General features: G+C 71.7%; 22 protein-coding genes. 14 read left to right on the top strand and 8 right to left on the bottom strand.

Annotation, left to right across the window (positions count from 1 at the left end; genetic code table 11):
- Window positions 1-128: 128 nt before the first annotated feature.
- The 3 genes from ACQPZQ_RS44950 (at window position 129) to ACQPZQ_RS44940 (ending at window position 2,397) form a co-directional block, all read left to right on the top strand.
- Entirely contained in the window at window positions 129-500 is a 372-nt protein-coding gene (locus ACQPZQ_RS44950; RefSeq protein WP_241036585.1) for a BlaI/MecI/CopY family transcriptional regulator, read from the top strand.
- Complete coding sequence (locus tag ACQPZQ_RS44945; protein ID WP_433290565.1) at window positions 497-1,459, top strand: M56 family metallopeptidase; 963 nt, start codon at window positions 497-499, stop codon at window positions 1,457-1,459. The genes ACQPZQ_RS44950 and ACQPZQ_RS44945 overlap by 4 nt, the downstream gene beginning before the upstream one ends.
- Before the next feature lie 74 nt (window positions 1,460-1,533).
- Window positions 1,534-2,397, top strand: coding sequence for an aldo/keto reductase (locus tag ACQPZQ_RS44940; protein WP_433290563.1), 864 nt, complete (start codon window positions 1,534-1,536; stop codon window positions 2,395-2,397).
- Window positions 2,398-2,630: 233 nt separating this feature from the next.
- On the opposite strand, the gene ACQPZQ_RS44935 is transcribed toward ACQPZQ_RS44940, so the two are convergent.
- Window positions 2,631-4,124 (bottom strand): SDR family oxidoreductase, encoded by a 1,494-nt coding sequence (locus ACQPZQ_RS44935; protein ID WP_433290561.1) that lies wholly within the window; start codon window positions 4,122-4,124, stop codon window positions 2,631-2,633.
- 127 nt (window positions 4,125-4,251) lie between these two features.
- On the opposite strand from ACQPZQ_RS44935, the gene ACQPZQ_RS44930 reads away from it, so the two are divergent.
- The 3 genes from ACQPZQ_RS44930 to ACQPZQ_RS44920 all read left to right on the top strand — a co-directional run bounded on the left by ACQPZQ_RS44930 (window position 4,252) and on the right by ACQPZQ_RS44920 (window position 8,656).
- On the top strand, window positions 4,252-6,408 hold the full coding sequence (locus ACQPZQ_RS44930) for a hypothetical protein (protein ID WP_433290559.1): 2,157 nt from the start codon (window positions 4,252-4,254) through the stop codon (window positions 6,406-6,408).
- 165 nt (window positions 6,409-6,573) lie between these two features.
- Window positions 6,574-6,933 carry a hypothetical protein gene (locus ACQPZQ_RS44925; RefSeq protein WP_241036589.1) on the top strand — a complete coding sequence of 120 codons (360 nt, stop codon included), beginning with the start codon at window positions 6,574-6,576 and terminating at the stop codon, window positions 6,931-6,933.
- A 337-nt stretch (window positions 6,934-7,270) separates the two neighbouring features.
- The gene (locus tag ACQPZQ_RS44920) at window positions 7,271-8,656 is read left to right on the top strand and encodes an MFS transporter (RefSeq protein WP_433290557.1); all 1,386 of its coding nucleotides are present in this window, start codon (window positions 7,271-7,273) and stop codon (window positions 8,654-8,656) included.
- 243 nt (window positions 8,657-8,899) lie between these two features.
- On the opposite strand, the gene ACQPZQ_RS44915 is transcribed toward ACQPZQ_RS44920, so the two are convergent.
- Together ACQPZQ_RS44915 and ACQPZQ_RS44910 are read right to left on the bottom strand one after the other, a co-directional pair.
- On the bottom strand, window positions 8,900-10,225 hold the full coding sequence (locus ACQPZQ_RS44915) for an amidohydrolase family protein (protein ID WP_433290555.1): 1,326 nt from the start codon (window positions 10,223-10,225) through the stop codon (window positions 8,900-8,902).
- Entirely contained in the window at window positions 10,222-10,830 is a 609-nt protein-coding gene (locus ACQPZQ_RS44910; protein ID WP_433290553.1) for an NYN domain-containing protein, read from the bottom strand. The genes ACQPZQ_RS44915 and ACQPZQ_RS44910 overlap by 4 nt, the downstream gene beginning before the upstream one ends.
- A gap of 237 nt (window positions 10,831-11,067) precedes the next feature.
- Between ACQPZQ_RS44910 and paaI the strand changes: the two genes are divergently transcribed.
- Window positions 11,068-11,451: a hydroxyphenylacetyl-CoA thioesterase PaaI gene (paaI, locus tag ACQPZQ_RS44905; RefSeq protein ID WP_433299693.1), complete on the top strand. Its 384-nt coding sequence runs from the start codon at window positions 11,068-11,070 to the stop codon at window positions 11,449-11,451.
- Window positions 11,452-11,466: 15 nt separating this feature from the next.
- Here the strand turns inward: paaI and ACQPZQ_RS44900 are convergent, their stop codons facing one another.
- From ACQPZQ_RS44900 to ACQPZQ_RS44885, 4 genes are all read right to left on the bottom strand, one after another.
- Window positions 11,467-12,540 carry a nitric oxide synthase oxygenase gene (locus tag ACQPZQ_RS44900; RefSeq protein ID WP_433290551.1) on the bottom strand — a complete coding sequence of 358 codons (1,074 nt, stop codon included), beginning with the start codon at window positions 12,538-12,540 and terminating at the stop codon, window positions 11,467-11,469.
- A gap of 153 nt (window positions 12,541-12,693) precedes the next feature.
- The gene (gene trmB, locus ACQPZQ_RS44895) at window positions 12,694-13,443 is read right to left on the bottom strand and encodes a tRNA (guanosine(46)-N7)-methyltransferase TrmB (protein WP_433290549.1); all 750 of its coding nucleotides are present in this window, start codon (window positions 13,441-13,443) and stop codon (window positions 12,694-12,696) included.
- Window positions 13,436-14,506, bottom strand: a complete 1,071-nt coding sequence (locus ACQPZQ_RS44890; RefSeq protein ID WP_433290547.1) for a glycosyltransferase family 2 protein — start codon at window positions 14,504-14,506, stop codon at window positions 13,436-13,438. The genes trmB and ACQPZQ_RS44890 overlap by 8 nt, the downstream gene beginning before the upstream one ends.
- Window positions 14,507-14,542: 36 nt before the next feature.
- The gene (locus ACQPZQ_RS44885) at window positions 14,543-15,271 is read right to left on the bottom strand and encodes a glycosyltransferase family 2 protein (RefSeq protein WP_241036594.1); all 729 of its coding nucleotides are present in this window, start codon (window positions 15,269-15,271) and stop codon (window positions 14,543-14,545) included.
- Between the two features lie 314 nt (window positions 15,272-15,585).
- Between ACQPZQ_RS44885 and ACQPZQ_RS44880 the strand changes: the two genes are divergently transcribed.
- From ACQPZQ_RS44880 to ACQPZQ_RS44850, 7 genes are all read left to right on the top strand, one after another.
- A complete protein-coding gene (locus ACQPZQ_RS44880) occupies window positions 15,586-17,496 on the top strand; it encodes a DUF2339 domain-containing protein (RefSeq protein WP_433290545.1) in 1,911 nt (636 codons plus the stop codon).
- 77 nt (window positions 17,497-17,573) lie between these two features.
- Window positions 17,574-18,368, top strand: a complete 795-nt coding sequence (locus ACQPZQ_RS44875) for a hypothetical protein (RefSeq protein WP_433290543.1) — start codon at window positions 17,574-17,576, stop codon at window positions 18,366-18,368.
- Complete coding sequence (locus ACQPZQ_RS44870; RefSeq protein WP_433290542.1) at window positions 18,361-18,699, top strand: hypothetical protein; 339 nt, start codon at window positions 18,361-18,363, stop codon at window positions 18,697-18,699. The genes ACQPZQ_RS44875 and ACQPZQ_RS44870 overlap by 8 nt, the downstream gene beginning before the upstream one ends.
- Window positions 18,700-18,743: 44 nt before the next feature.
- The gene (locus ACQPZQ_RS44865; RefSeq protein ID WP_433290541.1) at window positions 18,744-20,255 is read left to right on the top strand and encodes a TldD/PmbA family protein; all 1,512 of its coding nucleotides are present in this window, start codon (window positions 18,744-18,746) and stop codon (window positions 20,253-20,255) included.
- Window positions 20,252-21,667, top strand: a complete 1,416-nt coding sequence (locus ACQPZQ_RS44860; RefSeq protein WP_433290540.1) for a metallopeptidase TldD-related protein — start codon at window positions 20,252-20,254, stop codon at window positions 21,665-21,667. Before ACQPZQ_RS44865 ends, ACQPZQ_RS44860 begins: the two co-directional genes overlap by 4 nt.
- Window positions 21,668-21,803: 136 nt before the next feature.
- On the top strand, window positions 21,804-22,100 hold the full coding sequence (locus tag ACQPZQ_RS44855; RefSeq protein WP_433290539.1) for a hypothetical protein: 297 nt from the start codon (window positions 21,804-21,806) through the stop codon (window positions 22,098-22,100).
- A 22-nt stretch (window positions 22,101-22,122) separates the two neighbouring features.
- Window positions 22,123-23,007: an aminoglycoside phosphotransferase family protein gene (locus ACQPZQ_RS44850; protein WP_433290538.1), complete on the top strand. Its 885-nt coding sequence runs from the start codon at window positions 22,123-22,125 to the stop codon at window positions 23,005-23,007.
- 30 nt (window positions 23,008-23,037) lie between these two features.
- On the opposite strand, the gene ACQPZQ_RS44845 is transcribed toward ACQPZQ_RS44850, so the two are convergent.
- Window positions 23,038-23,583 (bottom strand): TetR/AcrR family transcriptional regulator, encoded by a 546-nt coding sequence (locus ACQPZQ_RS44845; protein ID WP_433290537.1) that lies wholly within the window; start codon window positions 23,581-23,583, stop codon window positions 23,038-23,040.
- Between the last annotated feature and the right edge of the window lie 11 nt (window positions 23,584-23,594).

Here is a 23,594-nt window from a genome sequence, read left to right as displayed (position 1 = left end):
CCGGCCGGGCCGGGCAATCGAAGAGCGGGTGGCCGGCGTCCCCCCGTCGGGTGGCCGAGCGCGCGACGTTCCGCCGGGGGCCGCATCGGGCTTCGAGACCCTTATGCTGCTGCTCGGGGGGAGGACACGTGCGAGGTCTCGGTGAGCTCGAAGCTGCGGTCATGGACGTCCTCTGGTCGTCGCCGGAATCGCACCGGGTACGCGACGTCCTCGAGGAGCTTGCCCCGCAGCGCAAGCTCGCCTACACCACCGTGATGACCGTGTTGGACAACCTGCACCGCAAGGGTTGGGTCCAGCGCGAGATGGACGGTCGCGCCTACCGCTACCGGCCCAGTGCCACCCGCGAGGAGGTCACCGCCCGCGCGCTGCGCGATCTGCTGGATGCCTCCAGCGACGTCGAGACGGTGTTGCTGCATTTCGCACGTTCGGTCTCCGAGAGGGAGTCCGCGGTCCTGCGTGACGCGCTCGGCGAGGCGCCCGACGGCGCTGACGGGCGATGACGATAGCCCTCGCGCTGCTGCTCGGTTCCGCGATCGTCGCACTGACCGCACCGGTGTTGCTGCGGCATCTCGGTGCCAGAGCGGTCGACCCGGTTGCCGTCATCGTCTGCTGGATGCTCGCGGTGCTCGGCGTGTCGATCACCGTGTGCGCCGGCCTGGCGATCATGGCGATGCCGGGGTACGCGGCCGACACCCCGTTCGTGTATCTCGTGGGGCGGCGCTGGTGGTCGGCCGTGCAGGACGCCCCCCACTTCGCTGCCTACAACGCCGCGGCATGGGCCGCCGTCGTGGTTCTGGCTGCGGCCGGGCTGCGGCTCGCCTGGGTGGCTGTGCGGCACGGCCGGGCACGGCGCGCCCTGGTGCGCGATCGGCTCGACGTGCTGCGCATGGTCGGCACCACCGTTCCCTGTCGCGAGGGTGGTCCGCCGACGCTGTGGGTGCGATCGGAGCGAGGGCTAGCGTTCAGCCTGGCCGGCAGGCCGGGCACGATCGTGGTCACCGACGGGTTGCGCAGGCAGCTCTCGCCCGACGGTATCGCTGCCGTCCTCGCCCACGAGCGGGCCCATCTCCGCGGGCGGCACCACATGATCACCGCGTGGGCCGAGGTGGTCTCCGTCGCGTTCCCGTTCGTCGTACTGTTCCGGGCCGCCTCGCCGGCACTCCGGGAGCAGGTCGAGATCGCTGCCGACATCGCCGCCGCGCGCTCCTCGGGACGTGAGGCGCTGCGTGCCGCGCTGCTGGACGTCACCGGTTCCGGGACACCGGAGGTCGCACTCGCGATGGCTCGCGACGCGGTCGCCCTGAGGCTGCGCTACCTGGCCGTCGTCGCCGAACCGCCGTCCCTCCTCGGCACGCTCTCGCGCTGCGGGACGCTCGGCGTGCTGTTCGCCGTCACTCCGCTGCTGGCAGCCGCGGTGCTGCTGCGGGTTACGTCCGCCCTGGCCACCGCATTGCCGTGAGATCCCGGTGACATCGGGCGAGGCGCCGGTCACGAACTGCGGCGCCCGGTTCGTCACGGTGCAATCGTGACGGCGTGGTCACTCTTCATGACATCGGTCCCGAAATCAGTACGCGCTTCATGCTGCCGACCGGGCCGGTGGAGCGCCTCGGCTACGGCACCATGAGCCTCACCGGCCCCGGCGTCTGGGGGCCTCCGGCCGACCCGGACGCCGCCATCGCCGTGCTCCGCAGAGCGGCCGAGATCGGCGTCGACTTCTTCGACTCCGCCGACTCCTACGGCCCCGAGGTCACCGATGACCTCGTGCGCCGTGCGCTGCATCCCTACGAGGGCATCACGGTCGCCACGAAGGCCGGCTTCCTGCGGACCGGCCCGAGCAAGTGGCACCCCTGCGGCCGCCCGGAGTACCTGCGCCAGCAGTGCGAACTGAGTCTGCGCAGGCTCGGTGTCGAGCGGATCGACCTGTTCCAGCTGCACCGGATCGACCCGTTGGTGCCCGCTGACGAGCAGTTCGGCCTCCTCGCCGAACTGCAGGCGGAGGGCAAGATCGCCGCGGTCGGGCTGTCCGCGGTCGACGTCGACCAGATCGAACGCGCCACCGCCGTGGTGGATGTGGCGACCGTGCAGAACCACTACAACCTGCTCGACCGCTCGAGCGACGCCGTACTGCGGTACTGCACCGAGCTCGGCATCGGTTTCATCCCGTACGGCCCGATCAGCAAGGGCGAACTGGCCGCGCCCGAGAGCCCGGTGACCGAGATCGCCCGCCGCCTCGGCGCCACCGCTTCGCAGGTGTCGCTGGCGTGGCTGCTCCAGCGCTCGTCGGTGATGCTCCCGATTCCCGGCACGAGCAGCGCGGCGCACCTGGAGGAGAACATCGGGGCGCGAAGCCTGCAGCTCGACCAGGAGTCGGTCCAGAAGCTGGACGACGCCGCCTGACACCCAACCCCCGCGGGTCGCCCGGAACCTCCGCGCGAGTCGCCCCCGATCCGGTGCCCGAGCCGCCCGGATCCTGGCCCGCGAGTTGCCCAGCGTTGTGCCCAGGTCCGTCTGAAAGGACCCAGCGAGTCGCCCGAATTCCGGCCGCGAGTCGCTCGAAATCGCCGGTGAGCCGCCCGAAAGCGGGACGGGCCCTCGCCTGATCCGGCCCCACGTGCGTGCCGATCGATCCGCTATGCGATGTCAGCCGCCTCGTCGTGCCTGCGTTGCTGCCCGAGGCGCTCGGCGGTACGGGTGATGTTGCGGACCATGCCGCCGAACACGATGCCGTGGAACGGCGCCACCGACCACCAGTAGAGGTGACCGGCCAACCCGCGCGGGATGAACACCGCCCGCTGCTCGTAGGAGGAGCCGCCCGGCACCGGACGCACGACCATCTCGAGCCACGCGCGGCCCGGCACCTTCATCTCGGCACGCAGCCGCAGCATCCGGCCGTCGGCGCCGTCGCGGAGCTGCTCGACCCGCCACCAGTCCAGGGCGTCGCCGGTCTGCAGGCGGTCGGGATCACGCCGGCCGCGGCGGAGCCCGACGCCGCCGACGATGCGGTCCATCCACCCCCGCACGGCCCAGGCCAGCGGGAACGAGTACCAGCCACGCTCACCGCCGATTCCGGTGACCACCTCCCACAGTGCATCGGGATCGGCGGTGCCGGCGTGCTCCCGCTCGTCGAGATAGACGGTGCCGCCGGACCACTGAGGGTCGGTCGGCAACGGGTCCGACGGCATGTCGGCCACCGCCGCGCCCGACCACCTGGTCTCGACGTCTCCACCGGAGATCTTCGCCAGTGCCAGCTGGACGGCCCGGTCGTAGCCGGTGCGGCCCTCCGGCGGGTCGGGCACGTACTCGCGGATGTCCTGCTCGGAGCACACCACCTCGTGCACGAGCGACTCGATGAGCGGCCCTGCGATGCTCTTCGGCACCGGCGTCACGATGTTCACCCAGTGCGCCGAGAGGTGTGGCGTCAGCACCGGCACGGGGACGATGCGCCGCGACGGCAGGCCGGCCACCGCGGCGTAGCGCTGCATCATGTCGAGGTAGGTGAGCACTTCGGGGCCGCCGATGTCGAAGGTCCGGTTGACCTCCGGCGGGAGGGTGGCCGCTCCGATGAGGTAGCGCAGCACGTCCCGTACCGCGATGGGCTGGATCCGGTTGTGCACCCAACGCGGCGTCACCATCACCGGCAGGCGCTCGGTCAGGTAGCGCAGCATCTCGAAGCTCGCGGAGCCCGATCCGAGGATCACCGCCGCCTGCAGCACCGCGGTCGGTACGCCGCTGCGCAGGAGGATCTCGCCCACCTCGGCGCGCGACGCGAGGTGCTCGGACAGGGGGCCGTCGGGATGCAGCCCGCCGAGGTAGACGATCCGGCGTACGCCCGCGTCCCTCGCGGCCTGCGCGGTGATGAGGGCGGCACGGCGGTCGGTGGCGGCGAACTCGCGGTCCGAGAGCGAGTGCACCAGGTAGTAGAGGACGTCCACCCCCTCGCATGCTGCGCGGATGCTCACGGGATCCAGTAGGTCCCCGCTCACGATCTCGGCGCGCCGCGCCCACGGCACGTCCAACAGCTTCTCCGGATCGCGCACCAGGCACCGCACCGGGCCGGCATCGACCAGCCGTGCGGCGAGCCGGCCGCCGATGTACCCGGTGGCCCCGGTGACGAGGTAGCGCATCCCCCGATGCTCCCGGCCGTCCCCGAGTCCCGCGACTCGACCAGTCGCTGTTTCTCGGCCTCCCGCTCGTTCACTCCATCGTGATAGACATCCCCGCGAATCCGACGATCATGGGGAGGCCGCCGCGGTGGTAGAGGATGCGGCCGACTTGCTCGTCGATGCGCTGGCAAACGGACGCGAGCTCGACCTCGCCGGAGCGGCCTTGCCGGCAACGACCCTGGCGGCAGTGCTCACGGACACGCCGCCACCGGGAGCTCCGGCATTGCGGCTGAGGCGGGCCACCATCACCGGCCTCCTGCGGCTCACCGGCGCCGAGGTCAAGATGCCCGTCGAGCTGCGTGGGTGCGTGTTCGCCCAGATCCCCGACCTGCGGATGGCGCACTTCGCCGGTCTCGCGCTCACGGGGTGCCGGCTTCCCGGGCTCCGGGCCGGCAACGTGCGAGTGGCAGCCGACCTGCTGCTCGACGACGGGTTCACCGCGGCCGCACCGGTGCATCTCACCGACGCGCAGATCGGCGGGTCGCTCCGGTTGTCGGCAGGCAGGCTGCGAGGCGCCGGAGGCCGCGCGCTGATCGCCGACCGGATCGTCGTCGAGGGCACCTTCTACGCGCGGCGGCTACGCAGCAGCGGCGAGCTCCGGCTGCCCGGGGCGCGGATCACCGGCAACCTCGACTTCGGCGGCGCCGACCTCAGCAGCCCCACCGGCGACGCGTTGGACGCCACCGGCATCACGGTGGGCGGCAGTCTCCTCGCCGGTCGTCACAATGCCGGGCCGGATGTGGCCTTCTGCGCGTCGGGCCGCGTCCTGCTGGCGGGGTCCCGGGTGGGTGGTGACCTGGTGCTTTCCGGGGCGCGGATCGAGCGGGGCGCGGCGGCCGCGGCCGCCGATCTGGTGCCGGCGCCGGGGGAGAGCCGGATGCCGGTCGTCCCTGGCGGGATCGTCGACGGCGCGGCCTGCCTGGTGGCCGACCGCATCCGGGTGGAGGGAAACCTGGAGCTCGACGACGGCAGCCGCACCGACGGCACGGTGCGGCTGCCGAACGCCGTCGTCGGGGGATACCTGCGGCTCTCGGGTGCTCGGCTGGCCGGGCCGGCGGGCGCGTCGGAGTTCGGGATCGCGCTGCTCGGTGACGGGATGGACGTCGGCGGCGACCTCGAGGGTCGCGACAACGGACGCGGTCCACTCGTCTGTGCGGGGCAGTTGCGCCTGGTGGACGCCCACGTGCGGGGAAGCGCGAGCCTGTCCGGGATCGAGCTGGCCGCACCGGGCGGGTACGCGCTGCTCGCCGATCGGCTGCGCATCGGGGGCGAGTTCTACATGCGCCGGCTGCACTGCGCGGGCACCGTCCGGCTGCAGAACGCCGAGATCGGAGCCACGCTCGACTGCACGGCAGCGCGGCTCGAGAAGCCCCGGCTGCGGCCCGACGGCACCGCACGTCCGTCCCTCGATGCCCGTGCCGCGACCGTCGGCAAGGACATGGTCTGTTCCGAGGGATTCCTGGCCGCGGGTGGCGTTCGGTTGCGGCGCATGGAAGTGGGCAAGTCGGTGCAGTTCGTCGACGCGACCTTGGGCACTTTGCCGTCCACTGTCATTCCCTATGCCCTCAACGCCTATGGACTGGTGACCGGCGAGCTCATCGTCAGGCCGGCTGCGCCGCCCAGTGGAAGAGTGCGCCTGACCCAGGCTCAGGTCGGCACCTTCGCCGATTCCGCTCCGTTATGGGCGGCCGTTGGTGGCATCGATCTGGACGATTTTGATTACCAGAAAATGAATGACACACGTGTGATTGACATCCGTACGCGGCTACGCTGGCTCAAACAGGTGATGCCCGACTACGCTCCGGGACCATACGAGCAGTTGGCCGCCGCGTACCGGCGCGCGGGCGACGAAGAGCTCTCCGAGCGAGTGCTCATGGAAAGACAGAGCCGACGTTCCGCGGAGGCCGGAGTCGCCGGGCGGATCTGGGGCGTGCTCCAGCGATGGACGGTCGGGTTCGGCTATCAGCCCTGGTTGGCGGTCTGCTGGCTCGTGCTGTTCGCCGTTCTCGGCGGCACCTGGTTCGCGATGCACCCGCCGCCTCCGGTCGACGAGGGACAAAACCCCGTTTTCAATCCCTGGCTCTTCGCCGCCGACACGCTCCTCCCGATCGTGAACCTCGGACAGGACGGGTACTGGCGGTTGGACGGGGCATCCCAGTGGATAGCGAGTTCATTGGTGGCCGCGGGGTGGATCCTCGCCACAACGGCTGCAGCGGGCGCAGCACGAATACTCAAGCGAGTGTGAGCAGGGGCAAAGACCACCCGAACGAGCGGAACCGGGCCGCGGAGCTGTAACGGTCGCTCCGAACCCGTTTCCACGGCCGAGTGTCCCCGTTGTGGGTGTTAGTACGCCGAAAGCCGCACCAAGGCAGCACCATGGTGGCGCACAGGATCATGACGGAGGTGACGCGTGTCCCCAGCGACCCGCTACTCGACGACCGACGACGACTGGAGCCCGGCGACGGGTAGGCATGCCTTCGACGAGGACGCGGAGCTGACGCCGATCTTCCATGCGCTCACGCGTGGCGGCTGGCGAGCCCGCCAGCACGAGCCGGCCGCTCCGACCCCGCCACCCCGTGTCCCCGACCCTGTCGAAGCTTTCCGCCGGGATCCGTTGACCGCGCCGATTCCTGTCGTGAAGGACGTCGCTCCCGCGATCCCGGCCTCGCGGGTCGGCCCCGGGGCACACTCGGTGCCGGCGGCGCGTCACGAACTGACCGATGAGGGTCGGCACCACCGCAGGCGCAAGGCGATCAGCTCGCACTGGTGAGATCTGTGCGCCTCGGGCGCATGGACCAGCGGCCGCTGGGGAGTGGCCGTGCACGACGGCAGTAACTGCACTACTGCCTCTGACGAGGGCCGGGGTCACGTTGGGACCTCGGCACCGGGACCCCGGCCCTCAGCAGCACCCCGATTCCGCGAGTCGCCTCGTGAACTCGGGGACGTGACCCGCCTCACGATTCGATGACACAATGCGCTGTGGGACGGGCGATATCCATCGCCGCCCTTGGTGAGCAGATCTTTCATCACGGGCAGCGGAGCCATCTTCGAGGTTTGGCGGTCTCACGATCCAGTACTGACATCTCATTACGTGATGAGAGGTGGCGATGGATCGCCACACAACTCCTGACACCCGCGCCGGCCGGAAAGACGCGGCCGTCGGGTTCGCGGCGATCTGCTTCGCCTATTTCGCGATCATCCTCGACGGCAGCATCCTCAACGTGGCCATCCCGTCGATCCGGGACAGCCTGAACGGCTCCATGGCCGAGGCCCAGTGGGTGCTCAACGGCTACACGCTCGCCCTTGCCGCGCTACTCCTGACCGGGGGCGTGATGGGCGACAGGATCGGCCTGCGCCGCAGCCTGCTGTGGGGAACCGGGGTGTTCACGCTGGCCTCGGCCGCCTGCGCCGTGGCCCCGACCGTCGAGTTGCTCATCGTGGCCCGAGTCGTACAGGGCATCGGAGCCGCGGCACTGCTGCCCGCCACCCTGGCGCTGGTCCCCCACCTGTTCACGGAGCCCGGCGAACGAGCGCGCGCCACGATCGTCTGGGTTGCCACCGGCGGGATCGCCGTGGCCGTCGGTCCGCTGGTCGGAGGGCTGCTGATCGACGCACTCGGGTGGCGAAGCGTGTTTCTGATCAATCTTCCGGTCGGCATCGTGAGCATGGCGCTCGTGCTGTGGCGCGTAACCGCTCCACCGCCCCACGTGAGCAGGATCGATCACGCCGGTCAGCTCGCGGCCGGGGCCTCGCTGGCTCTGCTGACGGCCGGACTGATCCTGGGCGGATCGGCCGGATGGTCGTCACCGGCGACGATCGGCCTGCTGTTGGGCGGGATCGCAGCCGGCGCGGGGTTCTGGGTGGTCGAATGTCACTCGACCCACCCCATGCTTCCCCCGGCGTTCGTCAAGAACCAGATCCGCTCCACGGCGTTGGCCAGCGCCGCGCTGATGGGCTTCCTCTTCTACGGAACTTTGTTCGTCATGTCGCTCTACTTCCAGGACGTTCGCCACTGGCCTGCAGGCCGGGCGGGCGTGGCGTTGATCCCGCTGACAGTGGGCACGTGCATCGGGCCGCTGATCCTGTACCGGCCACTGGCCGACCGCTTCGGCCACCGGGTGATGCTCCTCGCCGGTTTCTGCTGCTGCCTGCTGGGCGTACTGGCACTCGGCCGGGCACAGCCGAGCACCTCCTACCCGACCCTGGCCGTCGGCCTGTTCCTGGTCGGTATCGCGAGCACGATCTCCTTCTCCGCCCTGACCTCGCTGCTGCTCTCGAACATCGCGGACCACCAGAGCGGTCTCGCCTCCGGCGCCCAGAACACCACGCGGCAGACGGGAGCCCTCATCGCGGTGTCGATCCTCGGTTCCGTTCTGAACGCACCGGACATGGCGGCTCGCGTCTGGCCGGCGTTCGCCGTACTGGCCGGAGCGAACCTCGTCGCCATCCTGATGAGCGCGGCCGCCCTTCGCGCACGGCAGCCTGCCGGATGAACGCCCGGACGCCGGTCCCAGCCGGAACCGGCACGCGATTCGCCGTTCGATGCCAGCGAGTCGTCCCGCCTTCACGGCGCGTCGCCCCAGGGACTCGGCGCGGCGCTGTGGAGAGTCTCGGGGCCTGTTTGTCCTGACGACAGCCCCCGCGCGCGAGAGTTGTCCACAAGGAAGCCCAGTTATCCACAGCTAGCCGTCAGTCCCCTGGCTGTGCCTTCACACCCGGGAGCGCGGGTGTTCCGGTCAAGCGTGCAGGCGGGCTGCCACTGTGCGCAGTTCGGCCGTGGCAGCGGCTCGGTTCACGCGCGTCGGCTCCTGGTCGGCGAGCACCTGCTCCCCCGCAACCCAGACATCCCGCACGAGCCGGGAACCTCCGGCCCACACCAGGTTCGACAGCAGCTGGGCGTCGTCCTCGGGGGTGACGAACGTGGAGTCGCTGAGGTCGACGTGAACGAGGTCGGCCCATCGGCCCGGTTCCAGCGCGCCGAGGTCGTCGCGCCCGATCGCGGCCGCGCCGTCCCGCGTGGCCATCAGCAGCAGCTCGGCCGCGGTGAGCGCTGCCGCGTCGCCGCTGCTGACGCGGGCGAGCAGTCCGGCGAGCCGGGCCTCGGCCCACAGGTCGAGATCGTCGCCGGAAGCCGGCCCATCGGTGCCGAGCCCCACGCGGACGCCCGCGCGTCGCAGCAACGACACACGCGCGATCCCGGCGGCGAGCTTGGCGTTGGAGCCAGGGCAGTGGGCCACGGCGGCGCCGCGAGCGGCCAGCAGCTCGACGTCCTGGTCGGAGAGTTGCACGGCGTGGGCTGCCAGCACCCGGCCGCCGAGCATGCCGACCTTGTCGAGCAACGCGGGCACCGAGCCGTACGCCTCGCGCTGGGCGAGGTCCTCCTCGGCGGCCTCCGCCACGTGGATGTGCACGAGCGCTCCACGCTCTCGCGCATGCTCGCCCACCGACTCGAGCGCCTCGGGCGGCAGGGTGTAGGCGGCGTGTGGTCCGTAGCCGAGCTCGATGCGCTCACCGGGACCCGACCGCAGCCCGTCGGCGTCGATCCGTGCCGACACCTCGTCGCGCATCTCCTGCCAGGAGCCGAGCCGGTCCCAGCCCGGCGCGGCGATGATGCCGGGGGTGAGGACGACGCGGGATCCCACCGTGGTGACGGCGTCGATCACCGCGTCGGTGAAGAAGTACATCTCGACGCTGGTGGTGCAGCCGGTACGGAGCAGCTCGACGCAGCCCGCGGTCATCCCCACCCGCACGTCGGACGCCTCGAGCTTGCCCTCTGCCGGCCACATCACCTCCTGCAACCAGCGCATCAGCGGCAGGTCGCCACCCATCCCCCGCAGTAGCGACATCGGGGTGTGGGCGTGGGTGTTGACGAGCCCGGGGAGGAGCGCGCCGGGCAGGGCGCGGACCGGTGCGTCGGTGGGCGGGGCCGAGGACCGCGGCCCGACGTGGGTGATCCGCCCCGTGTCGTCGACGTCGACGACACCGTCACGCAGCACGGTGCAGGCGGGGTCGCAGGGCAGTACGACCGGCGCGGTGAGCCGTGCCGCGAGTGCCGTTGTCATCGTCGCGCCTCCAGCAGCGAACGCAGTGAGCGGAACGGCGGCAGCCAAGCACCGCCCTCCGGCAGGGAGTCGAGCGTGATGCGCGGCAGGGGCTCGCGGAACACGCCCTCGATGTCTTCCAGGTCGATGAACTCGATGACTTCCGAGGTGAGTGCGAAGCTCGCGTGCTCACGGAACCCGATGACCGTGACGCTGGTGCCGTGCTTCTCGAGATCCTCGAGCGGCTCCCGGAACGCCCGTCCGTCACCGGATGCCACGACGACGTGGCGGAGCGCGCCCTCCTCGGCCCGCAGCCGGATGTGGGCGAGCATGTCCTCGTCGACGTCGGAATCCTCGGTGAGCTTCGGCTTTGCGAACACGGCGAAGCCCACGTTGCGCAACGCCTCGACCCACGGCCGGACGACCTCGGTGCTCCCCGGTACCACGTTGGTGAAGACGGTGGCTTCAGCGATCGCGTCCGGCCCGGCCAGATCCAGCAGCCAGCGGCCCACCGCGTCGAAGCGCGGCCTGAAGGTCGCCGTCGGTCGCGCGCCGAGCAACGAGCCGAGGCTCATGTCCATGTTGGGCGCGTCCCAGACCAGCATTACGCGCGGGGCCGTACCCATGGGGATGGCCGCCGTCACGGGCGTCGGGCCGGGGAGCAGTGCGGGGTCATGACCCGACCCTAGCCCTGTGTGAGCGATAGCATTCGCGGCGATGGACGAGAGCCGGGACGCCCTGATCCTGCGACGTGGCGCCCACCGGCGACGCCTACTTGTCCGGGTCGCGGCTCGGCCGAACGGCGGTTCGTCACGGTGACAGACGACACATCCGAGGCCGTCGCTGCGCGCGCCGCCGAGGCGATGCTTCGGGCCGACGCGGCCGGCCGTGAGGCCGGAGTCAGCCTGCTCGACGTGGGGCCGGGCCGGGCCGTGGTCGGCATGACCGTGCAGGCTCGCCACGTGAACGGCCACGGCATCTGCCACGGCGGATACCTCTTCCTGCTCGCCGACGCGGCCCTCGCCTACGCGTCGAACAGCCATGGCGTCTCGGCCGTCGCCTCGGGTGCCGACATCGCGTTCCTGCGGCCGGTGCCCCTCGGCGCACAGCTCGTGGCCGAGGCGACGGAACGGGCGCGCACCGGCCGGTCCGGCCTCTACGACGTCACCGTACGTAACGGAGATCAGGCGGTGGCGGAGTTCCGCGGACGCACCCGGCAGGTGCCAGGCCTGCCGCCGCCGAGCTGAGCCGGCGCGCGGGTTTCAGGGCTGCAGGAAGGCCGGGCGCGTGGCGGGGTCGGGCTCGTCGTAGTAGCGGTGGTAGACGGGGGTGAGCCCGCCCGAGACGGGCGGCACGATCCAGCTCCAGTCGGCGGGGCAACGCCGCCCGGCGCTCTCCTCGCGGGCCAGGTGGGTGAGGAAGCGTCGCGACTCGGAGTGGTGGTCGGCCATCGTCACCCCGGCCACGTCGAACGAATGCTGCACGGCCCGCACCATCTCGACCAGCGCGCGATCGCGCCACAGGGTGCGTTCGGAGCTGGTGTCCAGGCCGAGGCGTTCCGCGATGACGGGCAGCAGGTTGTAGCGGTCGGAGTCGACGAGGTTGCGAGCGCCGATCTCGGTGCCGAGGTACCAGCCGTTGAACGGAGCGGCCGGGTAGGTCACGCCGCCGATGTCGAGCGGCATGTTGCTGATCGCGGGCACCGCGTGCCAGCGCAGCCGCAGGTCGGCCAGCCACTCGTGGTCGGGGTGGCTGAGCGGCACCTCGAGCACGGCGTCGGCCGGGAGGTCGAAGATCTCCGGCTCGGCGTCGCCGTCCGAGATGACCAGCGGCAACACGTCGAATCGCCCGGGTGGCTCCGGGCGCTGCCATCCCAGTGCGACCGCGCGGTCGGTGAAGTCCGCGTACCGACCGTCACCGCGGACCTCCCCGCTGGGTAGGCGGTGGCCGGCGTAGCGCACGAGCTGGTCGTTGTGGATGCGCGGTCCGGGCCCGTCCGGCCGGTCGGGGGCGAAGACGGTGATCGTGGAACGGATCCGGCCGCCACGGGTGGCCTCGTGCAGGTGCTCGACGCACTGCGCGGCGACGTCGGCCGGTTTGGTGACGTCGCGCCGGTCACGAACGCGCAGGCTGTTCCAGTACAGACGGCCGATGCAGCGCGCCGAGTTGCGCCAGGCCACACGTGCGCCGAACGTCAGCTCGTCGGCCGTGTGGGTGTAGCTGCCGGTCGTCTCGATCTCGTGGCGGATCTGCCACAGCCGGTGATCGAATCTGGTGGTGGGCGAGGTCTCGGCATAGAACTGGTCGAGGAACTCCTGCGCCTCCGCGAGGTCCACGGAACCCCTCGCCGGTCGGGGGTTGGCGCGGGAGGTCTGGGGCTCGCGGGGAGCAGGAACAGCGGCGTTCGTTGCAACGAGCGATGACACTCGGCGTCTGGCCTTTCACTCGCCCGACACCCCTGGGGAGCGGGGTGCGTCCTTCCTACCTGGTCACGCTCTGTGGCCAGAAGGTGGCTCGGTGGAGACGCGACGGTACACGAGGTCGTGAACGGCGCGACCTTCGTGAACGGCGCGTTGCTCGAATTTCGTGACGGGTCGCCATTCCGGTCGCGGTGTCCATCCGTCGGGCTCCCTGGCCGCGGTGTTCTCGAGGAGGGGCTCGGCGTCGCAGACCTGGCGCATCTGGACGGCGTAGTCGTCCCAGTCGGTGGCCATGTGCAGCGTGCCACCCGGCTCGAGCCGCGACGCCGCCAGAGCAACGAAGTCCGGTTGCACGAGCCGCCGCTTGCGGTGCCTGCGCTTCGGCCAGGGATCCGGGAAGAAGACCCGGATCGCGGTCAGCGAGGCAGGCGGCACGCACTGGCGCAGCAGCGCGACGGCGTCCCCGCGCAGCAGAGCGACGTTCGTCAGATCGGCCTCGGCGAGCCGCATCAGCAGCTGGGCGAGGCCGGGCTCGAACACCTCGACCGCGATGTGGTCGACGTCCGGAGCGGCCGCGGCGAGCGCCGCCGTCGACTCCCCCATTCCGGACCCGATCTCCAGCACCAGCGGGGCGGTCCGGCCGAACCAGGCAGGTGGGTCGAACGGCTCGGCCCCGCTCAGCAGATCCTCGACGTCCCGGCCGCGGGTGTGCCACCACCGCTCCCAGGCGTGCTGCTGACCTTCGGTGAGGCGGCTGCGGTGGTGGACGAAGCTGTGGATCGGCGGGTGCTGCACCCCGGCGGTCCCGACCTCAGCCACCCGCGTTCGGGTGGGTGGCGGGCGCAACCGCTCCGTCGCCCTGCGCGGCGGGCAGCCGCACTCCATCGGTGGCGCCGGGCAGCTTGCCGCGCATGTAGCCGGCCCCGGTCCAGGCGAGCGCGGCGACGACGGCCGCGGCCGAGGTGATGTTGCGCTGCCGTAGCTCCCGCAACACGGCCCCTGGCAGCACCTTGGCGACGTAGCTGCGCTCGGTGGAGAGAGCGTCGTCGCTGCCCACGAGCTTGGAGACGGCAGCCTTGGACAGGCCCTCGGCCCAGCTGCGCCTGCGCAGGTAGGCCCACTCGACGCGGTCCTCGCTCACCCGGTGGTCGACGATCGCACGCGGCTCGAAGACGATCCGGATCTTCTCGCCCGCCCGCTGATAGGCCTGCCGGGCACGGATGCAGAGCTCGGTCTCCTCGCAGCCGAGCGGGTTCTTGCCGATCCGCCCGATGTCCTCCGCGAATCCCCCGACGCGCTCGAACACCTCCCGGCGGAACGACATGTTGCAGCCCATGAGGTTGCGCACCTCGGCCTGCTCCGTGGGCTGGCCGGTGTAGGTGCAGCCGACGATCCAGTCGAGCTCGCCGGTCGCGTCGCCGTTCCACGGCTCGGCACCGGGCAGGACGGTCGGACGTGCGGTGCGGACGAAGGCTCGCCCAGCCGGCCAGCGTGGGTGGGCGACCCCGCCCACCGCGGCGACCGTGGGGTCGCTGTAGGGCGCGAGCAGCGCGGCGAGCCACCCCGGCCGGGCCGCGGCGTCGTCGTCGAGGAAGACGATCACGCTGCCGGTGGCTTCGGCGATCGCGGTGTTGCGGGCGCCGGACAGGCCCTGCTTGTGCGCGTTCGGCAGGACCCGTACCCCGCGAGGGGCGAAGGCCTGCTGAGCCCGCGACAGGAGCGCATCGTTGTGGTCGACGATCACCATTGTCTCGACCGCGCTGATCTCCTGCGCGCTGACCTCCTGCGCAGCGACCGACTCGACAGCGGCGACGATGTCGTCCCAGCGCTTCTCGGTGTAGACGCAGATCACGACGGATGCCGTGACGGCGGTCGTACTCACGGGGCGGTCTCCTTCACGAATGGTGACCGCTCGTGTCTAGCGGCGGTCGAACTTGCGTCGGTCGGCACGCCGGTGCTCGGCCAGCAGCGTACGCAACACCCGGGTGCCATCGGCCCACGTGCGGAGGTTGGTCTCGCCGAACATCCGCTGCCGCTCGATCGAGGGCACCTCGGTGATCTTCAGCCCGGCTGCGGCGATCCGGCAGTTGAGCACCGTCTCGATCTCGAAACCGTCGCCCCACAGCATTCCGTCCGGCGGTGGCGGAGCGTCCACCGGGGGGAGCTCGAGGACCGGCAGCAGGTCGGCCCAGAAGGCGTTGTAGCCGTAGCAGAGGTCCGTGTACGTCGTGCCGAACAGCGCGTTCGCCACGCCGTTGAGCCCGGCGTTCCCGGTCTTGCGCAGCAAGGTGATGTCGTCGCTGCCGCCACCGGAGGTGAACCGGCTGCCCTTGGCGAAGTCGGCGCCCGCGACCAGGGCCGAGACGAAGGCGGGGATCTCGGCGGGATCGGCGGAGCCGTCGGCGTCGAACATCACGATGATGTCGCCGGTGGCCGCCTTGAACCCGCAGGCCATCGCGTTGCCCTTGCCCTTGCGGGTCTGCGTGATCGTGCGGACCGAGGGCAGGACGCGCTTGGCGGCCTCGATGGAGCCGTCGGTGGAGTTGCCGTCGACGACGATGATCTCGTGGACCGCAGGGCGGACCGCGGCGATCACCGGCAGGATGATCTCCAGGTTGCGTGCCTCGTTGCGCGTCGGCACCACCACGGAGACGGACGGGAACCGCGACCGGTTGGGTTGAGGACGAGGTCGGGGTCGGCGCAGCGCTCGCGGCCGACGAGCCGTCTCGTGGAGTGGCGTATGCGGCGCCGCCCCAGCGGGGACGGCTGGGCGGGCAGGTGAAACGGCGCTCACACAACCTCCAGACAAGTCCGCTCGATCCGGTTAACGAGACCGGGCCGAGTGGGTTGCGGGTGATCGGACACGAACCCCCCGGATGGGGGAACGTGATGAACTTGTGACCGGAACCAGGTAGTGATACGGACCCCGTTACGCACGGTGGGCCCCCATCCTTTCTCGGCATGAGCACCGAAACCAGGGATCCCTACATCGCTCTGTCGAGGGAACTTGCCTGGTTGGGACGCAGGATCGACGGGATCGGCGCGGAGCTGCTGCAGCTGCGCGCTGCTGCCGCTCCGGTCGGTTCCGGAGCGGCGCCGGCCGTGGAGGCGCCACAATCGTCACAATCAGGAGACGTGCGTTCGGTGGAGCAGGTTGCGTCGAATGTCGACCCTGTCACTCCGGCGAGATCGGATTCGCCCGACAGCAGCGTCGTTCCGCCGCTCCGCGAGGCCGGTCAGATGGCATCTCCCGCCCCTTCTCCCCAGGTGGTCGCGCCGCCCCGGTTGCGGTCACCGATCTCCGGAGCGCGGCTGCTCGCATGGGTCGGCAGCGGCGTCACCCTGCTCGGGATCGTCATGCTGCTCGTGCTGGCCGCGTCCCGCGGCTGGTTCTCACCGGCCGCGCGGGTGAGCGCGGGCGCGGTGCTCGGCGTGGCGCTGGTCGCCATCGCGCTGCGGCTGCACCGCCGGGAGAGCGCTCGAACGGGTGCCCTCGCGCTGGCGGCGACGGGCTTCGCGACGCTCTACCTCGTGGTCGCTGCGGCGACGGCGCTCTACGGCTACCTCCCGGACGTGCCGGCGCTGCTGGTCGAGCTGGTGGTGGCCGCCGCCGGACTCGGCCTTGCCGGCCGGTGGCGGTCACAGCTGCTCGCCGGCGGGGTGGTCGTGGGGGCAGCGCTGCTGGCGCCGGTGATCGTCACGGACTGGCTTCTGGTGGCACTCGTGCTGGCCCTGCAGCTGACCGCGCTGCCGATCGTGGTGCGCAGGCAGTGGCCCGTGCTCATGATCGTTGCGGCTGCCGGGCCGGTGCTCTTCGGATCGGGGGTGGGCGCCCTCGTCGCTGTGAACGGGGAGGACGCCGCCACGATCGCGGTCGTACTCGCCTGCCTGGCCGTCGGCCTCGGCACCGCCGTTCCCGCCGCGCAGCGGCTCCCGCGCGAGCCGGTTGCCGGGCTGGTCGCGGCCACGCCTGTTCCTGTGCTCGCCACGGGAGCTGCTCTCGGTGACTGGGGCGGTGCCGCGGTCGCGGGCGTGGCCGCGCTGGCGCTCGCCGGGTTCGCCGCGGTGCCCGGGCTGGACCGGCTCTTGCGGACTGTGGCGGTCACCGCGGCGACCGTCGCTCTCTTCCAGGCGACGCTGGTGGCGATGGAGGGGGCCGCTGCCACCACGGCGCTGCTCGGCCAGGCCGTGGTGGCGGCCGTCGTGGCCGCCGTGCTGCGCACGCGGACGCCACTGATCATCGCCATGGCCTACGGGACGGTCGGGGCGCTGATGGCGCTCGCGCAGGACGCTCCCCTCGTAGCGCTGGTGCTGTTCCCGGCATCCCCGTACGACGAGGCGGGCGCGAGCTCTCTCCTCGTCGGTGCCGGGGTCTCTGCCCTCGTGCTCGTGCTCGCGGTGGCGCTGCTCGTGGCGGGCGGGAGGGTCGGCCTGATCCGGCCCGATCAGGAGTCGGCACCGATGTGGGTGCCGATCGGGCTCGTCGGCCTGTACGGCGCGACGTCGCTGGTGGTCACCGTCGCCCTGCTGGCGTCCTACGACCGGGCCGGGTTCACGGCGGGCCACGCCGTCGTCACGGTGTCCTGGACGGTCGCCGCACTCGTGCTGCTGGCCCGCGGGATCAGCCGGTCGGCGCTGCGGATCTCCGGGCTCGTGCTGGTCGTCGCGGCGGTCGCGAAGCTGGTGCTGTTCGACCTCGTGGCGCTCGACGGGCTGGCGAGGGTGGCCGCGTTCCTCGGCGCGGGTCTCGTCCTGCTGGCGGCGGGCACCCGCTACGCCAGGCTCGTGGCGGAGGCCGAGACGAGGGCCGACCAGCAACCGGAGGAGGAAGACGATCAGCCGGTCGGGGACGTCCCGGCGGACCCACGCTGACGGTCGCCCGTTCGCGATCGCACACCGGCGGGCCTGTTCGGGCCCGCCGCAGGGGGAGGCGCTGCGACCCTGGCGAGATGCCCGATCGGTACGTCGATGCCGTCCGCGCTCGCCGCGCCGAGCTGCGCGCCGAGCGGAGCCTGCTCACCGGTGACCACCGCGCCGAGATTCGCAGTTGCCTCGCCCTGAGCCGGATCGCCGCATCCACCCGGTCCGGAGAGGCGTTCGCCTGCCTCGCACGGGAGGCGGCCGATCACGTCGAGGCCGCCGACCGCGCGGCGAGGCAACGGCTCCCCGCGCTCCTCGCCACGGCCGTCCACACGCTCGCGGTGGAGGTCCACGACGGGTGGGCGAGCGCCCTGCGTCCCGCGCTGCGCCGGATCGCGGCAGAGCGCGATCTCACGGTGGATCTGCAGTGGCCCCGGCTGCCGGCACCGCTGATCCCGGTCGTGCCGACGGTGGTCCCGATCCCGGCGGCGCCTCCCCGGTCGCTGCTCGCGGGCGCGGCCGCCGGGGCGGCGGTCTGGCGGCTCGCCCTGTTTCCCCTGGCCGTGCTGCCGCTGCTCGGGTTGCCCGTCCTCGCCGGGCCGACGCTTGCCCCACTCGCGATCGCCGCGGGAGTGGCGGCTGTGGTGGCCACGGCCCGGGTCCGGCGCACAGCCGCCGAACGTGCCCGGTTGCGCCGCCACATCGAACAGTCGCTCGCCACGGCGGCCCTCGCGGTCGACGCCGACCTCGGACGGCGGCTCGTCGAGCTCGAGCGTGCGGTCGTGCCTGTTCTCGACGCCGCGGTGCTCCGCCGCCGCGCCGCGGTCGACGCCGAGCTGGCTCTGCTGGCTCCCGCGCCCGCCGGGGAGGCGTCCCGTGGCTGAGAACCTGATACCCCGGCCCCGTCATCCCGCGCTCGTGCCCGACGACGACCCTGTCGACGCCGCCGGCGGCCCTGCGCTCTCCACCGGCGGTTTCGACGTCTCCTACGGGATCGACACCGACGGCGACAGCCGTGCCGACACGGTGGCCACCAGCGACGGTGTCGATCTCGTCCTGCTCACCGATCTCGATGGCGACGGCTTCGCCGACCAGATCCTCCGCATCGGACCGGACGCCGTGGTGCGGGAGCAGGCACCGAGCCCGGCGACGGGCGCGGCCGCCGCCGTCGCCGACGGTCTGCGCAACGGTGCCGAGGCGGGGTACGAACCGTGAGGTCGATACGGCGGGCTTCACCGCGGGGCAAGTAGGTTGCCGACATGCCCGTTGATCGCATCGACCCGGATTTCCGGGCCCTGCCGCTGGCCGCTCTGGCCGACGCCGCGTTGAGCAGGGGACGTGAGCTGGGTGCGCAGCACACCGACCTGCGGGTCGAGCGGATCGTGTCGCAGTCGATCGACCTGCGCGACGGCACGGTCACCGGCGTCGTCGACAGCACCACCGTGGGGCTCGCGATACGTGTGATCGTCGACGGGGTGTGGGGCTTCGCGTCGCACGTCGAGCTCACGCCGGAGCGGGCCGCCGCCACTGCCGAACGCGCGGTGGCCGTGGCACGCACCCTCGCGCCGGTGGCGATCGAGAGGGTCGAGCGCGCCGACGAGCCGGCCTACCCCGACGCCGTCTGGGTGTCGGACTACACCGTCGACCCGTTCACCGTGCCCACGCGGGAGAAGGTGGAGCTGCTCACCGAGTGGTCGCAGCGGTTGCTCGCCTCCGACGGCGTCGACCACGTGCAGGCCGCTGTCGCACAGGTGCGGGAGAACAAGTTCTACGCCGACACCGCGGGCACCACGACCATCCAGCAACGCGTCCGGATCGGGCCATCGGTCACGGCCACCGCCGTGGACCGCGCGGCGGGTGGCTTCGAGACGATGAGCGCACTCGCGCCCCCGGCAGGCCGGGGCTGGGAGTACCTCACCGGCGACGGCTGGGACTGGGACGGTGAGATCGGCCGGATCCCCGAGCTGCTCGCGGAGAAGACCAAGGCGCCGTCGGTGCAGGCAGGCGCCTACGACCTCGTGATCGACCCGACGAACCTGTGGCTCACGATCCACGAGTCCGTCGGGCACGCCACGGAGTACGACAGGGCGATCGGCTACGAGGCCGCCTACGCCGGCACCAGTTTCGCCACCCCCGACCAGCTCGGGAGCCTCCGCTACGGCTCCGAGCACATGCACGTCACGGGCGACCGCACCGTGCCGCACGGCCTGGCCACGATCGGCTTCGACGACGACGGGGTCGCCACCGGCGAGTGGGATCTCGTGCGCGACGGCGTCCTCGTCGGCTACCAGCTCGACCGGACGTTCGCGCCCCGGCTGGGGCTCGCCCGATCGAACGGGTGCGCCTTCGCCGACTCCCCGCATCACGTGCCGATCCAGCGCATGGCCAACGTGTCACTGCGCCCCGACCCCGCCCGCGACACCACCACCGACGAGCTGATCGCCGGCGTCGACCGCGGCATCTACGTCGTCGGCGACAAGTCCTGGTCGATCGACATGCAGCGGTACAACTTCCAGTTCACCGGCCAGCGCTTCTACCGGATCGAGGGCGGGAAGCTGGCGGGCCAGCTGCGTGACGTGGCCTACCAGGCCACCACCACCGACTTCTGGGGTTCGCTCGACGCGGTTGGCGGACCTTCCACATGGCTGCTGCACGGCGCGATGAACTGCGGCAAGGCCCAGCCCGGTCAGATCGCTGCGGTCAGCCACGGCTGCCCGTCGGCGCGGTTCCGCGGCGTCACCGTGCTCAACACCCAGGAGGAGGGCCAGTGATCCCGACGAGGCCGAGCGGCGCCGCGGCATCGGTGCTCGCGCCACAGGAGGTCGTGGAGCGGGCGCTGGCAGCGGGCGCACACCTACCTGGCTGCGCCGTGCTGGTGCAGGAGACGAGCGAGGCGGTGCTGCGCTGGGCCAACTCCACGATGACCACCAACGGGCACACCACGTCGGGCCAGGTCACGGTGATCGCGTTCGTCGCGCTCGAGGGCGGCACGGCGGCCGGTGTCGTCAGCTCCAGCGCCGCCGTCACCGATGCCGCGCAGCTCGACGAGCTGGTGCGCGGGGCGGAGGCTGCTGCCCGCGATGCCGGACCGGCGCGCGACGCCATGCCACTCGTCGAACCGGACGGCCACGATCTCGCCTGGGACGAGCCCGCTACCGAGACGTCGATCGGGGTGTTCGGGTCGTTCGTCGAGGGCCTGTCGGAGGTCCTGGCCGGGCCGCTGCGCCAGTACGGTTTCGCCAGCCACGAGCTGACCACGATCTGGCTCGGCACCTCCACCGGAGTGCGGCGGCGCTGGGTGCAGCCCACCGGTTCGGTCGAGCTCAACGCGAAGACGCCGGACCTCGCAGGGTCGGCCTGGACGGGTGCTTCCACAGCCGACTTCACCGACGTCGACGTGGTGGATCTCGCCGCGGCGGCGGCCCGCAGGCTGGAGTGGGGGAAGCGGCGCGTCACTCTGCCGGCAGGTCGGTACGAGACGCTGCTGCCACCGTCGGCGGTCTCCGACCTGATGATCTACCTCGCATGGTCGATGGAGGGGCGCCCCGCGCAGGAGGGCCGCAGCGCCCTCTCCGGTCCGAACGGACCGCGGGTCGGTGAGCTGCTGACCGACCTGCCGCTCACGCTGTTCAGCGACCCTGCGGCGCCGGGGCTGGAGTACGAGCCGTTCCTCACCGCCTCCCGCTCCGGTGAGGGGATCAGCGTCTTCGACAACGGCGCGCCCACCCGGCGGGTGGACTGGGTCGACCGGGGTGCGATCCGCGAACTGGCCTACTCGCGCGCCGAGGCCGCCGAGTTCGGCACGACGTTCACCCCGGCCGGGGGCAACCTGCTGCTCCACGGCGGCTCGGAGGCGTCGATCACGGACATGGTCGGGCGCACCGGGCGGGGCCTGCTGCTCACCTGCCTCTGGTACATCCGCGAGGTCGACCCCACCACGCTGCTGCTCACCGGACTCACTCGCGACGGCGTCTACCTGGTGGAAGACGGCGAGGTGGTGGGCGAGGTGGACCACAACTTCCGGTTCAACTACTCGCCGCTCGACGTGCTGCGCCGCACGTCCGAGGTCGGGGCCACAGAGCGCACGCTGCCCCGCGAGTGGAAGGACTGGTTCACCCGTACGGCGATGCCGCCGGTGCGGGTTCCCGAGTTCAACATGTCGTCCGTCTCGCTGGGCCGGTGAGGGTGCCACCGGACCTCGATGGGCGACCGGAAGGCGCTCTACGGGGTGGCCCTTCGAACCTGCGGGGGCTGGATGCCGTTGACTCAGAGGTGCGCCGAGGTCGTCGCTTTGTCATTGCTGCAAGGGGGGCCTACGGATGTCTTTCGAGGTGGTGAGCGTGTACACGCTGCTCGTCGGGGATGCTGGAGGCCCTCCGACAGTGAGCGTGCACACCACGGCCGACGACGCTTGGCGGGCACTGGACGCCGAGGTGCGCAGGCGGTGCCGGATGCGCCCGCGGCCGCGGCGGCGGATGGACGCCGAGGCGGCCACCCGGCTCGCCGACGCCTGGCGGGCCGGTGAGCCCGATTCACGGTTCTGGAACGTGGCCGTGCACCGGTTGCCGGTCCCGTTGCCCGAGATCGCGCGCTCGGCGGTTCCCGCATCACGGTGACGCACCGGCAGGATGAGGCCTCGTGGCTTCGTTCTCGCTGCCGGTCAGGCTCGCCAACGCGGTGGGAAGCGATGGCGCCGCGGAGCGCAGCGGCTGGATCGCCCGGCTCCCCGCCACCGTGCAGGACCTGGCGGATCGCTGGTCGTTGACGCTCGGTCCGCCCTTTCAGCCCGGCGGCGTCAGCTCGTGGGTGGCCCCGGCGCGGGACCGGGCCGGACGCGATCTCGTCGTCAAGGTCGGCAGGCGCCACGCCGAAGGCGAACACGAGGCCGCCGGACTACGTGTGTGGGCCGGGCGCGGCGCCGTGCACCTGCACGACGTGCACGTCGACCCGACCACGATCGCGCTGCTGCTGGAGCGCTGCCGGCCCGGCAGCACGCTGGAATTCGCGCGGGCCGAGCCGGAGCAGGACGAGGTCGTTGCCGGGTTGCTCCATGGGCTCTGGCGCGAACCGCACGCGGGGCATCCGTTCCGCTCGCTTGCGCAGATGTGCGACCACTGGGCCGATGAGTTCGAGACGTCCCTGGCCGCGGAGCCGGATGCGCTGGACCCGGGCCTGGCCCGCGCCGGCATGGCGCTGTTCCGGGAGCTGCCCCGCGCGGCGGGAACACAGAGGTTGCTGGTCACGGACCTGCATGCGGGGAACATCCTGGCTGCCCGCCGGGAGCCCTGGCTGGTGGTGGACCCGAAGCCGCACGTCGGCGATCCCGCCTACGACGTGCTCCAACACATGCTGAACTGCCGCGAGCGGCTCGTGGCCGACCCGCGCGGTCTGGCCCGTCGGATGGCCGAGCTCGCAGGCCTCGACGCCGAACGTGTGGAGCGGTGGCTGTTCGCCCGCGCGGTGCAGGAGTGCCTGGGGTGGCGGTGGCTGCGCCCGGTGGTCACCGAGCTCGCTCCGGCCTGATCACAGGACCACTCCGGGTGGCTGTCCTGGTCAGCTGTTGCCCGCGGCGAGGCAGCGGCGCAACCGTTCCAGCAGATCCTCCACACCCAGCCCGGGTGGCAACGGGGTGCCGGTGAGCGTGCGCAGGTAGAGCCCGTCTCCCACGAGCTGGGCCAGCCATGCGAGCAACGGGTCGTCGAGCTCGTCGCGCAAGGCTGCGTAGGCGTCGGCGTCGACTGCGGCCAACGTGTCGCGGGCGGCGTGGCCGGAGACGGTGTTGTCGGCGAGTCTCAGGACGGCGAGGTAGGTGCGCGTCATGCCGCCCTGCACGCCGCCTCCGGGTGCGGACGTGCGCACGTAGTACGCCACCGCACCGTCAGGGGCGGTGCGGATGGCCTGCGCGTCGGCCGCGCTGCGCTCGCGCAGCCGGTCGAGGAGCCCGGCGGCGAGCGCGTCCTTCGACGCGAAGTGGTACAGCAGCCCGCCCTTGGACACCGAGGCCGCCGCAGCCACGGCGTCGAGCGTGACGGCTGCGGCGCCGTGCTCGATCAGCAACGTCTCGTACGCGTCCAGCACACGGTCGCGGGCCTTCGCCATCGACCGAGTGT

The sequence above is a fragment of the Pseudonocardia sp. CA-142604 genome, assembly GCF_050948475.1.
Lineage (GTDB): Bacteria > Actinomycetota > Actinomycetes > Mycobacteriales > Pseudonocardiaceae > Pseudonocardia > Pseudonocardia alaniniphila.
This window is presented reverse-complemented; position numbering and strand designations above follow the sequence as displayed.